The 13,196-nt window shown below is 73.0% G+C and carries 11 protein-coding genes; 6 read left to right on the top strand and 5 right to left on the bottom strand.

Annotated features, from left to right (window positions below; translation table 11 throughout):
* Positions 1 to 339: 339 nt before the first annotated feature.
* Both ACQB60_RS16405 and ACQB60_RS16400 read left to right on the top strand, forming a co-directional pair.
* Positions 340 to 1,839, top strand: a complete 1,500-nt coding sequence (locus ACQB60_RS16405) for an amino acid permease (RefSeq protein ID WP_496926731.1) — start codon at positions 340 to 342, stop codon at positions 1,837 to 1,839.
* 57 nt (positions 1,840 to 1,896) lie between these two features.
* Positions 1,897 to 2,349: an Lrp/AsnC family transcriptional regulator gene (locus ACQB60_RS16400; protein WP_496926730.1), complete on the top strand. Its 453-nt coding sequence runs from the start codon at positions 1,897 to 1,899 to the stop codon at positions 2,347 to 2,349.
* Between the two features lie 52 nt (positions 2,350 to 2,401).
* Here the strand turns inward: ACQB60_RS16400 and ACQB60_RS16395 are convergent, their stop codons facing one another.
* Positions 2,402 to 3,028: a Repetin gene (locus ACQB60_RS16395; RefSeq protein WP_496926729.1), complete on the bottom strand. Its 627-nt coding sequence runs from the start codon at positions 3,026 to 3,028 to the stop codon at positions 2,402 to 2,404.
* Positions 3,029 to 3,301: 273 nt separating this feature from the next.
* Between ACQB60_RS16395 and ACQB60_RS16390 the strand changes: the two genes are divergently transcribed.
* Positions 3,302 to 4,099, top strand: a complete 798-nt coding sequence (locus ACQB60_RS16390) for a carbon-nitrogen hydrolase family protein (protein WP_496926728.1) — start codon at positions 3,302 to 3,304, stop codon at positions 4,097 to 4,099.
* Between the two features lie 71 nt (positions 4,100 to 4,170).
* On the top strand, positions 4,171 to 5,868 hold the full coding sequence (locus ACQB60_RS16385) for a flavin monoamine oxidase family protein (protein WP_496926727.1): 1,698 nt from the start codon (positions 4,171 to 4,173) through the stop codon (positions 5,866 to 5,868).
* Between the two features lie 39 nt (positions 5,869 to 5,907).
* Here ACQB60_RS16385 and ACQB60_RS16380 read toward each other — a convergent pair whose 3' ends face one another.
* Entirely contained in the window at positions 5,908 to 6,837 is a 930-nt protein-coding gene (locus tag ACQB60_RS16380) for an LLM class F420-dependent oxidoreductase (protein ID WP_496926726.1), read from the bottom strand.
* Between the two features lie 144 nt (positions 6,838 to 6,981).
* A complete protein-coding gene (locus tag ACQB60_RS16375; RefSeq protein ID WP_496926725.1) occupies positions 6,982 to 7,686 on the bottom strand; it encodes a DUF5995 family protein in 705 nt (234 codons plus the stop codon).
* Between the two features lie 201 nt (positions 7,687 to 7,887).
* On the opposite strand from ACQB60_RS16375, the gene ACQB60_RS16370 reads away from it, so the two are divergent.
* Positions 7,888 to 9,027, top strand: a complete 1,140-nt coding sequence (locus tag ACQB60_RS16370; protein ID WP_496926724.1) for a glycoside hydrolase family 6 protein — start codon at positions 7,888 to 7,890, stop codon at positions 9,025 to 9,027.
* Here the strand turns inward: ACQB60_RS16370 and ACQB60_RS16365 are convergent.
* Both ACQB60_RS16365 and ACQB60_RS16360 read right to left on the bottom strand, forming a co-directional pair.
* Positions 9,006 to 10,412, bottom strand: coding sequence for a uracil-xanthine permease family protein (locus tag ACQB60_RS16365; RefSeq protein ID WP_496926723.1), 1,407 nt, complete (start codon positions 10,410 to 10,412; stop codon positions 9,006 to 9,008). The two genes, ACQB60_RS16370 and ACQB60_RS16365, sit on opposite strands and share 22 nt — an antisense overlap.
* 164 nt (positions 10,413 to 10,576) lie before the next feature.
* Complete coding sequence (locus ACQB60_RS16360) at positions 10,577 to 11,788, bottom strand: MFS transporter (RefSeq protein ID WP_496926722.1); 1,212 nt, start codon at positions 11,786 to 11,788, stop codon at positions 10,577 to 10,579.
* Positions 11,789 to 11,918: 130 nt separating this feature from the next.
* Here ACQB60_RS16360 and ACQB60_RS16355 point away from each other — a divergent pair, with 130 nt between their 5' ends.
* A complete protein-coding gene (locus ACQB60_RS16355) occupies positions 11,919 to 13,172 on the top strand; it encodes an ROK family transcriptional regulator (RefSeq protein ID WP_496926721.1) in 1,254 nt (417 codons plus the stop codon).
* The last annotated feature ends 24 nt before the right edge of the window (positions 13,173 to 13,196 follow it).

The raw sequence follows: 13,196 nt of genomic DNA, 5'->3' as shown, positions 1-13,196 counted from the left end.
GCCGGGTCTCCTGTTCGCCTGGGGCGGCGGCGGATGGTGCCGGTCGGCGTGCACGATGTGCCAGATCTGACGAAGTGTCAACAGCGTGGCCGAGGTCACGGCGCGAAACGGGCAAACGCAACGGACGAAACGGGCGGCGCAATGAAGACACGCCGGAACGGGATGTACGCAACGATCATGCGCAAGCACGCAAGGTTGCTGCATTACGCCCGTGAAGCGAAAACTCGTAGAGTGCCCGCTGTAACTGGCGTGGCGGACTGCCTGCTCGGTGGTCCCCCTTCTGGCCGGGCTGCCATCGGTCCGCGCCGCCCTGACCGGCAGCGATGAAGGAGCCAGCGCGTGCTCGACCACGGCGCACCACCGCAACCCAGCAGTTCCGGTGGACCATCCGCCCCCGGCCCCGTACCCGGCATCGGCCACCGGCTGATGCGCCGCAAGCCGGTGGAACGCCTGGTCGCGGAGGGCGGCCAGGGCGAGGGCGGCACGCTGCGCCGCTCGCTCGGCATGTGGCAGCTCACCATGATCAGCATCGGTGCCACCCTCGGCACCGGCATCTTCGTGGTGCTCGGTGAAGCCGTCCCCAAGGCCGGACCCGCCGTCACGCTCTCCTTCGTGATCGCCGGCCTCACCGCGCTCTTCTCCGCCCTCTCGTACGCGGAGCTGGCGGGCACCATCCCGGTCGCCGGCTCCTCGTACTCGTATGCGTACGCAACACTCGGCGAGTTCATCGCCTGGGTCTGCGGCTGGTGCCTGATCCTCGAGTACGGCGTCTCGGTCGCGGCCGTCGCCGTCGGCTGGGGGCAGTACCTCAACGAGTTCCTCAACGGGACCATCGGCGTCACCATCCCCGACGCGATCGCCGCGCCGCCCGGTGACGGCGGGTACTTCAACCTGCCCGCGCTGATCGTGGTCGTCCTCGCGATGTTCCTGCTGCTCGGCGGCGCCCGTGAGTCGGCACGCGCCAACACGATCATGGTGTGCGTGAAGATCGCGGCGCTCGTGCTCTTCTGCGTCATCGGCTTCCAGGGCTTCAAATCCGGCAACTACGAGAACTTCATGCCGCTGGGCACGGCGGGCGTCAGCGCCGCCGCCTCGTCGCTCTTCTTCTCCTACATCGGCTTCGATGCCGCCTCCACCGCGGGCGAAGAGGCCAAGAACCCGCAGCGCGACCTGCCCCGCGCGATCATGCTCTCGCTGGTCATCGTCACCGCGCTCTACGTCCTGGTCGCGGTCGTCGCCGTCGGCGCCCGTCCCTGGAAGGACTTCGAGGGCTCCGAGGCCGCGCTCGCCGGGATCATGAAGGACGTCACCGGTCAGTCGCTGTGGGCCACCGTGCTCGCCGCCTGCGCCGTCGTCGCCATCGCGAGCGTCGTCCTGACCGTGCTCTACGGCCAGACCCGCATCCTGTTCGCGATGTCCCGCGACGGCCTGGTCCCCAAGGTCTTCGCCAAGGTCAGCCCCCGCACCGGCACCCCGGTCGCGAACACCCTGATCGTCTCGCTGTTCTGCGGCGTGCTCGCCGCCGCCATCCCGCTCGGCGAGCTCGCCAACGCCACCAGCATCGGCACGCTCTTCGCCTTCGCCCTGGTCAACATCGCGGTCGTGGTGCTGCGCCACCGGCGCCCCGACATGAACCGCACCTTCCGCGTGCCGCTCGGCTGGGTCATCCCGCTCCTCGGCTTCGCGAGCTGCGGCTATCTGATGTGGAACCTGCCGCTGGTGACCTGGCAGTGGTTCGTCGGCTGGATGGCCGTCGGCCTCGTGATCTACTTCGTGTACGGGATGCGCCGCTCCCGTCTGGAGGCCGAGCCGACCGGGCCGGTCTCCGTGGAGAAGTGACCGTGGCGCGCCGCCCCGCGGCGGCGCGCCGCACCGCAGAGAAGTGATCGACCCCCTGTGCTGAACGAACTCGACGAACGCATCGTGCACGCCCTCGCCGAGGACGCCCGCCGCTCCTACGCCGACATCGGGCAGCTCGTCGGCCTGTCCGCGCCCGCCGTGAAGCGGCGCGTGGACCGGCTGCGGGCCACCGGCGCCATCACCGGGTTCACGGTCCGCGTCGACCCGGCCGCGCTCGGCTGGGAGACCGAGGGGTTCATCGAGATCTACTGCCGCCGCAACACCTCGCCCGAGGCCATCCAGAAGGGCCTGGAGCGCTACCAGGAGGTCGCGGCCGCCTCCACCGTCACCGGTGAGGCGGACGCGGTCGTCCAGGTCTTCGCCTCCGACATGCGCCACTTCGAGCGGGTCCTGGAGCGGATCGCCGGGGAGCCGTTCGTGGAGCGGACGAAGTCGGTGCTGGTGCTGTCGCCGTTGTTGCGGCGGTACAGCTCCGGCTCCCCGGCGTAGGGGCCGCCCCACCCCCGTCGGGGCGGCCCCCGGTCCGGTGGTCCGGTGCGGGTCAGCTCGTCGGGTACGGGACCTGCCACGGCAGCACGTGGAAGTCGCCGGTGCCCTGCTTGACCCGCTCGAAGGGGGCCGCGCTGTTGCACTTGGTCAGCTTCTTGGTGCCGTCGGGGCCGCCCGCCGCCGCCCAGCTGTAGCCGAGCCGGTCGTGGGTGCCCTGGTCGTTGACGCTGAAGCCGACGCGGCTGCCCTTGATCTCCTTGAGGTTGGTCTCGGTGATGATCCCGGTCGCCGTCGCCACCTTGCCGCCCGTCACCAGGCAGTCGATGCGGCCCTTCGCCCAGCCGCCCTTGCCGCCCGGCTTCTCCAGGTGCACGAACCCGAAGGTGCCGGTCGCCTTGTCGGGGCGGGTGTTGTTCTTCGCTGCCAGGTGGGCGTCGAACGTGAACGTCACGTCCTCCGTGGTCTTGCGGAACAGCTTCGCCGAGCCGGTGAGCGCGGCCGCCTCGCGGGGCTTGTCCGCGGCCGTTCCACGGGGCTTGTCGGTGGCCGCCGTGACCGCCGGGCGGGGGCCCTCGTCGTCCGAGGCGACGGCCACGCCCGCCACCCCCGCGAGGGCCAGGATCGCGGCGCCGACGGCGACGACACGGACGGTGGTGGGGGTGAAGACGGTGCGGCTCACGGGAGCCCTCCTCTGCGAGGCCCTGCACCCGGTCCTTCCGGGCGAGATCACGATCTCCCGGGACGGGGCCCCGGCACGTCGGCCCAGGGGAGGGAACCCGCTTCCGCCGTGCGGGGGAGGCGCCCTATGACCGGTGCGCAATGAATCGCCGCCCCACGCGGCCCCGGCGCAACAGATCGAGCACTTGCCCACAACGGACCAATCTTGTCCGGACAAGGGCGGCGAACGTACCGTCTATCCGACCCCTCCACCCACTCCTGCCCGAGGTCCGTCATGCCGCCGCTGCGCACCGCCCTGCTCCAGAGCTCCGGCCGTCCCGGATCCGTCGCCGCCAACCTGAAGGTGCTCGACGAGGCCGCCGCCCGGGCCGCCGCCACGGGGGCCGGGCTGCTCGTCGCGCCGGAGATGTTCCTGACCGGGTACGCGATCGGCGACGACGTGCCGCGCCTCGCCGAGCCCGCCGACGGCCCCTCCGCGACACGGGTCGCCGAGATCGCCGTGCGCCACGGGGTCGCCGTCGCCTACGGCTACCCGGAGCGCGACGGCGACGTGCTCTTCAACTCCGCGCAGTTGATCGGTGCAGACGGTGCGCGGGTGGCGAACTACCGTAAGACCCATCTCTTCGGAGACTTCGAGCAGGGCTGGTTCACACCGGGTGAACAGCCCGTGGTCCAGGCGGAGTTGGGCGGCCTCCGGGTCGGCCTGATGATCTGTTACGACGTGGAGTTCCCCGAGAACGTCCGGGCGCACGCCCTCGCGGGCACCGATCTGCTCCTGGTGCCCACCGCCCAGATGCACCCGTTCCAGTTCGTCGCCGAGTCCGTCGTCCCGGTGCGCGCCTTCGAGAGTCAGCTGTACGTGGCCTACGTCAACCGGGTCGGTCCGGAGGGCGAGTTCGAGTTCGTCGGGCTCTCCACGCTCGCCGGGCCCGACGGGATCGCCCGCGCCCGCGCGGGCCGGGGGGAGGAGCTGGTCGTCGCCGACGCCGACCCCGACTTCCTCGCCGCCTCCCGCGAGGCCAACCCGTATCTGCGCGACCGCAGGCCCGGCCTGTACGGGTCCCTCACCTGAGCCACGGCCCCCGCCCCGCCCACCCCGCTGCCCCTGCCTCGCCCCGCTTTCCCGCAAGGAGTCCGTACCCCATGACGTCCACGGTGCCCAACGCCGCCCAGCATCACGACGACGGCCAGCCGCCCATCACGATGTTCGGCCCGGACTTCCCCTACGCGTACGACGACTATCTCCACCACGCCGCGGGCCTGGGCCGGATACCCGCGACCGAGCACGGCACGGAAGTGGCCGTCATCGGCGGTGGCCTCTCCGGCATCGTCGCGGCGTACGAGCTCATGAAGATGGGCCTCAAGCCCGTCGTCTACGAGGCGGACCAGATCGGCGGGCGGCTGCGCACCGTCGGCTTCGACGGCTGCGACCCTGCGCTCACCGCCGAGATGGGCGCGATGCGCTTCCCGCCGTCCTCGACGGCCCTGCAGTACTACATCGACCTGGTGGGCCTGGAGACCAAGCCCTTCCCCAACCCCCTTGCGGAGTCGACCCCGTCGACGGTCGTGGACCTCAAGGGCGAGTCGCACTACGCCACTTCGGTCGACGACCTGCCGCAGGTCTACCGCGACGTCATGAACGCGTGGAACGCCTGCCTGGAGGAGGGCGCCGAGTTCGCCGACATGAACCGCGCCCTGCGCGAGCGGGACGTGCCGAAGATCCGGGAGATCTGGTCGCGCCTCGTCGAGCAGCTCGACAACCAGACCTTCTACGGCTTCCTGTGCGCCTCCGAGGCGTTCAAGTCCTTCCGCCACCGCGAGATATTCGGCCAGGTCGGCTTCGGCACCGGCGGCTGGGACACCGACTTCCCCAACTCCATCCTGGAGATCCTGCGCGTCGTCTACACCGAGGCCGACGACCACCACCGCGGCATCGTCGGCGGCAGCCAGCAGCTGCCGCTGCGCCTGTGGGAGCGCGAGCCGCAGAAGATCGTGCACTGGGACCTCGGCACCTCGCTGAAGTCCCTGCACGCGTCCGGCGAGCCCCGTCCCGCCGTGACCCGGCTGCACCGCACGGCGGGCAACCGCATCACCGTGACGGACGCCTCCGGCGACATCCGCACCTTCCCGGCGGCCATCTTCACCGGCCAGTCCTGGATGCTGCTCAGCAAGATCGACTGCGATGACTCGCTCTTCCCCATCGACCACTGGACGGCGATGGAGCGCACCCACTACATGGAGAGCTCGAAGCTCTTCGTGCCGGTGGACCGTCCCTTCTGGCTGGACAAGGACGAGGACACCGGGCGCGACGTCATGTCGATGACGCTCACCGACCGCATGACGCGCGGCACGTACCTCCTGGACGACGGCCCGGACAAGCCCGCCGTCATCTGCCTCTCCTACACCTGGTGCGACGACAGCCTGAAGTGGCTGCCGCTGTCGGCGAACGAGCGCATGGAGGTCATGCTCAAGTCGCTCGGCGAGATCTATCCCAAGGTCGACATCCGCAAGCACATCATCGGCAACCCGGTGACCGTCTCCTGGGAGAACGAGCCCTACTTCATGGGCGCGTTCAAGGCGAACCTGCCGGGCCACTACCGCTACCAGCGACGCCTGTTCACGCACTTCATGCAGGACCGGCTGCCGGAGGACAAGCGGGGGCTGTTCCTCGCGGGCGACGACATCTCCTGGACGGCCGGGTGGGCCGAGGGCGCGGTGCAGACGGCGCTGAACGCGGTGTGGGGGGTCATGCACCAGCTCGGCGGGGCCACGGATGCGGTGAATCCGGGGCCGGGGGACGTGTTCGACGAGATCGCGCCGGTGGAGCTTCCGGAGGACTGAGGCTCCTTCGTCGCGAGGGGGAGGGCGGGGAGTGACCTCTCACACCCCGGCCGACCTCGCCGCTTCGTAGACCTCGTGCGCCAGGTCCTTCAGCTCCTCCGCGTCCCGGGCCCCGCCCTGGAGGTCCAGGAGCATCTCCTCCAGGCCCACCTCCGCATGCGCCACCAGATCCTCCACGATCTGCGCGACGCTCCCCTGGAAGGGGCGGCGGTCCGCACCCTCGTACGGGGTGCGCGTGTACAGGGTGTTGACCCGCAGCACGCTCTGGATCGGTTCCTCGCGGCTCCGCTCGGAGGCCAGGTTCTGCAGGTCCCGCCAGGACTTGGCGAGCGCCTCCGCGCCCTGGGCGGCCGGCATCCAGCCGTCCGCCCGGTCGACGAGGCGCCGGGCCGCCTTCGGGCTGTGGGCGGGGAGCAGGACGGGGATGGGCCGGGCGGGTTTGGGGCCGACCTCGGCGGGCGCGACCGTGGTGAGTTCGCCCTCGTACGTCACCGGGTCCGGGCCCCAGACCGCGTGGCAGACGTCGATCAGCTCGTCCAGGACCTGGCCGCGCCGGGCGAAGGGGGCGACGGACGCCGCCGCGTACTCGTCCAGGGACCAGCCCGTGCCCAGGCCCGCGACGACCCGGCCGCCGCTCGCCGCGTCCAACGTGGCGAGCGAGCGCGCGAGTTGGAAGGGGACGTGCAGCGGTGCCACCAGCACGCTGGTGCCGAGCCGGGCGTGCTCCGTGGCCGCCGCGGCGAGCGTGAGCGTCACCAGGGGGTCGGCCACCGAGCGGTACTGATCGGGCCAGGGCAGCCCCTCGATCCCGTACAGGCCCTGGGCGGGCCGGTCGGGGAACAGGACGCGCTCGAAGACCCACAGGCTCTCGTACCCGATCTCCTCGGCGGCGCGGGCCACTTCGGGGACGTCACGCCCGAGGGCGTACTGCTTCATCTGGGGCAGGCCGAGTCCGAGTCGCGTCGCCATCCGGGTGCTCCTTCGCAGTAGAGGGCTCAAGAGGGTTCAACGTGCCGAAGGGGCACGGGAGTTCCGGGACGGCGAATGTTCCGGGTGGGGCGCGCGGCCGGTCCGGTGGCCGGGCGGGAGTCCAGTGGCCGGGCGGGAGGCGGGTCAGTCCGGCAGCGGCGTGAGCAGCATCCGGCTCACCAGGCCCACCGCCCCGTCCAGGCGTTCGCGGAACTCCCCGGCAAGGCCCGGGTGTTCACGCAGGGCCCACAGGGCGCGGGCCGCCGCCCAGGCGCCGTCGCGGGCCCGCTCCAGGCTCCAGGAGCCGAACAGGTGGGTCAGCGGGTCGGCGATCTGGAGGAGGTCGGGGCCCGGCATCAGCTCTTCGCGGATCCGCTCCTCCAGCGATACGAGGATGTCGCCCACCCGGTCGAACTCGTCCTCCACCGCGGCGGGTTCGCAGCAGAGCGTACGGCAGGTGTCCACGACGGCCAGCGCCAGGTCGTGGCCGATGTGCGCGTTGATGCCCGCGAGCGCGAACTGCAGCGGGCGTACGCCGGGATGGCGCCGGTACTGGAAGAGGGGGCGCCAGCAGGCGGGCGGGCGGCCCGGACCCGCCGCCGCGTCCACGGCCGCCAAGTAGCGCACGGCGAACTGGAGATCCAGCGTGGTGGCGGCCCGGGCGTCCGCGAACCGGCCGGCGCCGAGGTGCCGGTCGACCTCCTCCGTGACCGACAGATACACCCGGTTGAAGACGGCCAGGCCGTCGCGCGGCGGCAGGTCGTCGCCGATGGCACGCATCCGCGCCACCACCGCGTCGACGCCGCCGCTGCCGCGCGCGGGGGCCGTGAACTGTTCCAACTGCGCCATGGGGGCAGCGTCCCAGTCCTAGGCTGGCCGGAGTGTCAGCGCACCGGGCGATTCCCCATAACGAGGGATAACACGGGAAATCGACGGCCGGGAGCGGGCGTTGCGAAGGAGGGGCGTTGCGGGGGGGAGACGGGACGGCACCGGGGTGGGCGGGCCGGGCGCAGGCGTGCCGGGCGCAGGCGTGCCGCGCGCCGCGGCGCCATGGTGACGGCGGCCTCCGTCGTGGCGGCCGTCGGGACCGTCGCGGGCCTGGTGTCCGCGCTCGACGACAGGGGCGGCGGCACGGACCGGGCGCGCCCCGAGGCATCCCGCACGCCCGCGCTCGAACCGCTGCCCGCCGTGCCGAGCCCGACCGCCGCCCCGCACACCCGGAAGCCGAAGCCCTCGCCTTCGAAGTCGTCGTCCGCGGCGAAGGGGAAGCCGAGGCCGGGGCCCGTGCCGTCGTCGGCGCGTCCGCAGCCGTCCGGGCCGCCGGCCGCCGCGAACCGCCTCTACCGGCACGGCGACTCCCAGGTCCTGGACTGGGTCCGGGCCCACCGCGGCGACCCGCGCCGCCCGCTCATCGAGTCCCGCATCGCCGCGCGGCCCGCCGCCGTCTGGTTCGCGGACTACCGGCCCGGGACCATCACGGCCCGGGTGCGGGCGGTGACCTCGGCGGCCTCGGGACGGGTCCCGGTGCTCGTGCCGTACGCGATACCGGACCGGGACTGCGGGGGCGCGTCGCAGGGCGGGGCGCCGGACCTCGCGGCGTACGACGCGTGGATCGAGAAGTTCGCGGCGGGGCTCGGCTCCGGCGAGGTCATCGTGATCCTGGAGCCCGACGCCCTGGCCCAGACCGAGTGCCTCTCCCGGGCCGGGCGCGCCGAGCGGTACGCCTCGCTGGCCCGGGCGGGCCGGGTGCTGAAGGCCGCCGATCCCCGGGCCCGGGTCTACTTCGACGCCGGGCACTCCGGCTGGCACGCGCCCGCGGCGCAGGCGGCCCGGCTCCGCTCGGCGGGCGCCGCGTCGCCCGCGTCCTCCGACGGCATCTTCACGAACGTGTCCAACTTCCAGGGAACGGGTGCCGAAGTGGCGTACGCCCGAAGGGTGTTGGCGGCCCTCGGCGGCCCCGCCTCGCTCGGCGCGGTCATCGACACCAGCCGCAACGGCAACGGCGCCCCGGCCGACGGCGAGTGGTGCGACCCCGGCGGGCGGGGGCTCGGCCGGGCCCCCACGCCGGCCACCGGCGAGCCCCGCATCGACGGCTATCTGTGGGTCAAGCTGCCGGGGGAGTCGGACGGCTGTGCGGGGGAGCCGGGCACGTTCGCGCCGCAGTACGCCTACGACTTGGCGCGGGGCTGAGCGGCGTCGTCCGCGTCGGCGTCGTACGTCGACGTGCCCGAGTCCAGCAGCGGTTCCTGGGACTTGAGGTGCGGCGGGGCGAAGGCGCGCAGCACGTGGTAGCCGGTGATGACCACGATCGTGCCGAGCGCGATGCCGCTGAGCTGGAAGTTGTCGGTGAACTTCAGCGAGACGTTGCCGACGCCGATGATGATGCCCGCGGCGGCCGGGACCAGGTTCAGCGGATTGCGCAGGTCCACCTTGGCGTTGATCCAGATCTGCGCGCCGAGCAGGCCGATCATGCCGTACAGGATCACGGTGATGCCGCCGAGGACGCCGCCGGGGATCGCGGCCACGATCGCGCCGAACTTGGGGCACAGGCCGAAGAGCAGGGCGAAGCCCGCCGCCGCCCAGTACGCCGCCGTCGAGTAGACGCGGGTCGCGGCCATCACGCCGATGTTCTCCGAGTACGTGGTGTTGGGCGGGCCGCCGACCGCGGTGGAGAGCATCGAGGCGGCGCCGTCCGCGGAGATCGCGGTGCCCAGCTTGCCGTCGAGGTCGTCGCCGGTCATCTCGCCGACCGCCTTGACGTGCCCGGCGTTCTCGGCGACCAGGGCGATCACGACGGGCAGCGCGACGAGGATCGCCGACCACTCGAAGCTCGGCGCATGGAAGGACGGCAGACCGATCCAGTCGGCGTGGCCGACGGCGGACAGGTCGAGCCGCCAGTGGTCGACGACCTTGCCCGAGCCGTCCGCCGAGTGGATCTTGCCGAAGACCGAGTCGAGGGCCCAGGACAGGGCGTACCCGAAGAGCAGTCCGAGGAAGATCGCCACCCGGGACCAGAAGCCGCGCAGACACACCACGGCCAATCCGGTGAACAGCATCACGAACAGCGCCGTCCACTGGTCCTGCGGCCAGTACGTCGTCGCGGTGACCGGCGCGAGGTTGAAGCCGATCAGCATGACGACGGCGCCGGTGACCACCGGGGGCATCGCGGCGTGGATGATCCGCGCCCCGAACCGCTGCACCGCGACGCCCACCAGGAACAGCGCGATGCCGACCACGAAGACCGCGCCGGTCACCGTCGCGCTGGAGCCGCCCTGCGCGCGGATCACGGCGGCGACGCCCACGAAGGAGAGGGAGCAGCCCAGGTAGCTCGGCACCCGGCCACGGGTGGCCAGCAGGAAGATGACCGTCGCGACGCCGGACATCATGATGGCGAGATTCGGGTCGAGGCCCATCAGGACGGGCGCCACGAAAGACGCCCCGAACATGGCCACGACGTGCTGGGCGCCGAGCCCGATGGTGCGCGGCCAGGAGAGCCGCTCTTCGGGGCGGACGACGGCGCCGGGGGCGGGGGTCCGCCCGTCGCCGTGCAGTCTCCAGCGGACTCCGAGATCCATGGGGGTGTTCCGTTTTCTGTGCGCTGGGCGGCGCCGGGCAGGCGGGCCGTGATGATCAGCGCCATGTTAATGCGGCGTAAGGAGCGCTTCCCGCCGGGATGCGGGCCGTTGGACCCGGCCTTCCGGCCCCCGCGGCCCGCGCCCCGCCGCCCCTGCGGCCGCCGCTACAGCGCCCGCTCCCCGGCCTTGGCCGTGCCGGTGACCGCGGGCCGCGCGTCCGTGCGCAGGACGCCCGCGAACGCCGCGAGCCCGCAGGCCAGCGCCGTCACCAGGCCGAAGGAGACCACCAGGCTGGTGGCGTCGGCGAGGGTCCCGATCGCCGAGGGCGCGATCAGGCCGGAGGTGTACGTGATGGTGGCGACGCCCGCGATGGCCTGGCTCGGGTTCGGCCCGCTGCGCCCGGCCGCCGCGAAGGCCAGCGGCACCACGACCGCGATGCCGAGCCCCATCAGGGCGAAGCCGCCCATGGCCACGGCAGGATGCCCCGCCACCACGACCAGCAGGCCGCCGAGCGCCGCGAGCACCCCGCCGGTCCGCACGGTGCGCACCGCGCCGAACCGGTCCACCACCGCGTCCCCGGCGAGCCGGGCGACCGCCATGGTGAGCGTGAACCCGGTGGTGCAGGCCGCGGCGAGACCGGCGGAGGTGTCCAGGACGTCGCGCAGGTACACCGCCGACCAGTCCAGGCTCGCGCCCTCCGCGAAGACCGCGCAGAAGCCGACCGCGCCGATCAGGAGCGCCGACTTGGGCGGCAGCGCGAACCGCGGCGGTGCCGCCTCCTCGGGGGTGCTGCGCAGGTCGAGCACGCCCTGGCAGGCAACCAGGCCGATGACGGTCAGGGCCAGGGCCGCGAACAGGTGGTGCAGCCGCGCGTCCGCGCCCACGTGGGCGGCGACGGTCCCGGCGGCCGAGCCGATCAGGGCGCCCACGCTCCACATGCCGTGCAGCCCCGACATGATCGACTTCCCCAGCCGGGTCTCGACCTCGACGCCCAGGGCGTTCATCGCCACGTCCGACATCCCCGCCGTCGCCCCGTACACGAACAGGACGCCGCAGAGCGCGACCAGGTTCGGGGCGAGCGACGGCAGCGTGAGGGAGAGCGTCCAGAGCGCGAGCAGTCCGCGCAGCGCGGTGCGGGCGCCGAAGCGGTGGCTGATCCAGCCCGCGAGCGGCATCGCCACGGAGGCGCCGATCGCGGGGAAGGCGAGGGCGAGGCCGAGCAGTCCCGCGCTCACGCCGGCGTGCTCCTGGATCCAGGGCACCCGGGTCGCGAAGGAGCCGGTCACGGCGCCGTGCACGCAGAAGACCGCCGCCACGGCGTAGCGGGCGCGCCTCAACTGCCCTCTGTCGTAGGCCACTTCGCTCGTCTCGCTCATGCGGTGAGCCCCTCCCCGGGGTGGATCCGAAACCGGCCGCCGTAAACTATCAGGAACCCTGCCTGATAAATAAGGGGTTTCCCCTACGGAGGCCCGGAGCCCCGTCCGGGCCGTGTGGAAGGATCCCGGCATGCCCGCATCACCGAGCACCGCTCGGGCCATCAACGACCGGCTCGCCCTCGACCACCTGCAGCGGGAAGGCCCCCTGACGGCCGGCCAGTTGAAGGAGCTCACCGGGCTCTCCCGGCCCTCCGTCGCCGACCTCGTGGAGCGGCTCCAGGGCGCTGGGATCATCGCCGTCGTGGGGGAGGCGGGCGCCCAGCGGCGCGGGCCGAACGCCCGGCTCTACGGGATCGTGGCCGACCGCGCCCACCTCGCCGCCGTCGATGTGCGCACCCACTCCGTGACCGTCGCCGTCACCGATCTGCTCGGCACGGTCCTCGCCGAGGACAGCCTGCCGGTCACCTCCGGCGCGGCGACCGGGCCCGCCGTCGAGCGTGCCGTCGCCCTCGTCGAGCGGACCGCGCGCGCGGGCGGCGCCACGCGGCTGCACAGCGTCGGCGTGGGGGCGCCCGGCCTGATCGACCCCGCGAGCGGTGAACTCCGCGACTCCACGGGGCTGCCCGCCTGGCACCGCCGCCTCGTCGCGGTCCTCCAGGACCGGCTGCCCGCGCGCGTGCTGGTCGAGAACGAGGTCAACCTCGCCGCCCGCGCCGAACAGCGCGACGGCGCCGCCGCCGACCGCGACACCTTCGTGCTGCTCTGGCTCGACGAGGGCGTGGGCGCCGCCGTCGTCCTGGACGGGACGCTGCGGCGCGGGGCCTCGGGCGGCGCGGGCGAGATCGGCTTCCTGCCGGTGCCGGGCACCGCCGGGCTGCCCTCGGCCACCGGCTGCGAGGGCGGCTTCCACTCGCTGACCTGCGCGGCCGCCGTACGGGACCTCGCGGCCGAGCACGGGGTGCCGGGCGCGGCGGGGGCGGACGCCGTGGGCCTGCTGCGGGATGCGGCCGCCGCGGATGCCGGAACCGGCGACGGGGGTGGCACCGGAAGCCCTGCCGAAGGCGAAGCGGCCACGAAGGCGTACGGGGCGTTCCTCGACACGCTCGCCGACCGGGTCGCCGTCGGGGCGGCCGCCGTGGCCGCGCTCCTCGACCCCGGCTGCGTGGTCCTCGGCGGCGCGGTGGGCCGGGCGGGCGGCGCGGCGCTCGCCGACCGGGTCGCCGAGCGCGTCGCCGCCCTGTCGCCGCTGCGCACCGGGATACGGGCGTCCGCCCTGGGCGGCGGCGCCGTCCTGCGCGGCGCCCTGCTCACCGCCAGGGACGCCGCACAGGAGGAGCTGTTCGGCCCCCGGTACCTGAACGGCCGGGTGTCACCAGGGAGTTGAGCCACCGGGCGGGTGGGCGCCGGG

Source organism: Streptomyces odontotermitis (assembly GCF_050510915.1).
GTDB lineage: Bacteria > Actinomycetota > Actinomycetes > Streptomycetales > Streptomycetaceae > Streptomyces.
Note: the sequence above shows the minus strand (reverse complement) of the source record. Positions and strands in the feature narration are given on the sequence as shown.

Coding starts and splice junctions, on each gene's coding strand:
- ACQB60_RS16360 (WP_496926722.1), bottom strand. CDS start 11,788: ATGAGCGAGACGAGCGAAGTGGCCTACGACAGAGGGCAGTTGAGGCGC.
- ACQB60_RS16365 (WP_496926723.1), bottom strand. CDS start 10,412: ATGGATCTCGGAGTCCGCTGGAGACTGCACGGCGACGGGCGGACCCCC.
- ACQB60_RS16355 (WP_496926721.1), top strand. CDS start 11,919: ATGCCCGCATCACCGAGCACCGCTCGGGCCATCAACGACCGGCTCGCC.
- ACQB60_RS16370 (WP_496926724.1), top strand. CDS start 7,888: ATGGTGACGGCGGCCTCCGTCGTGGCGGCCGTCGGGACCGTCGCGGGC.
- ACQB60_RS16385 (WP_496926727.1), top strand. CDS start 4,171: ATGACGTCCACGGTGCCCAACGCCGCCCAGCATCACGACGACGGCCAG.
- ACQB60_RS16380 (WP_496926726.1), bottom strand. CDS start 6,837: ATGGCGACGCGACTCGGACTCGGCCTGCCCCAGATGAAGCAGTACGCC.
- ACQB60_RS16375 (WP_496926725.1), bottom strand. CDS start 7,686: ATGGCGCAGTTGGAACAGTTCACGGCCCCCGCGCGCGGCAGCGGCGGC.
- ACQB60_RS16390 (WP_496926728.1), top strand. CDS start 3,302: ATGCCGCCGCTGCGCACCGCCCTGCTCCAGAGCTCCGGCCGTCCCGGA.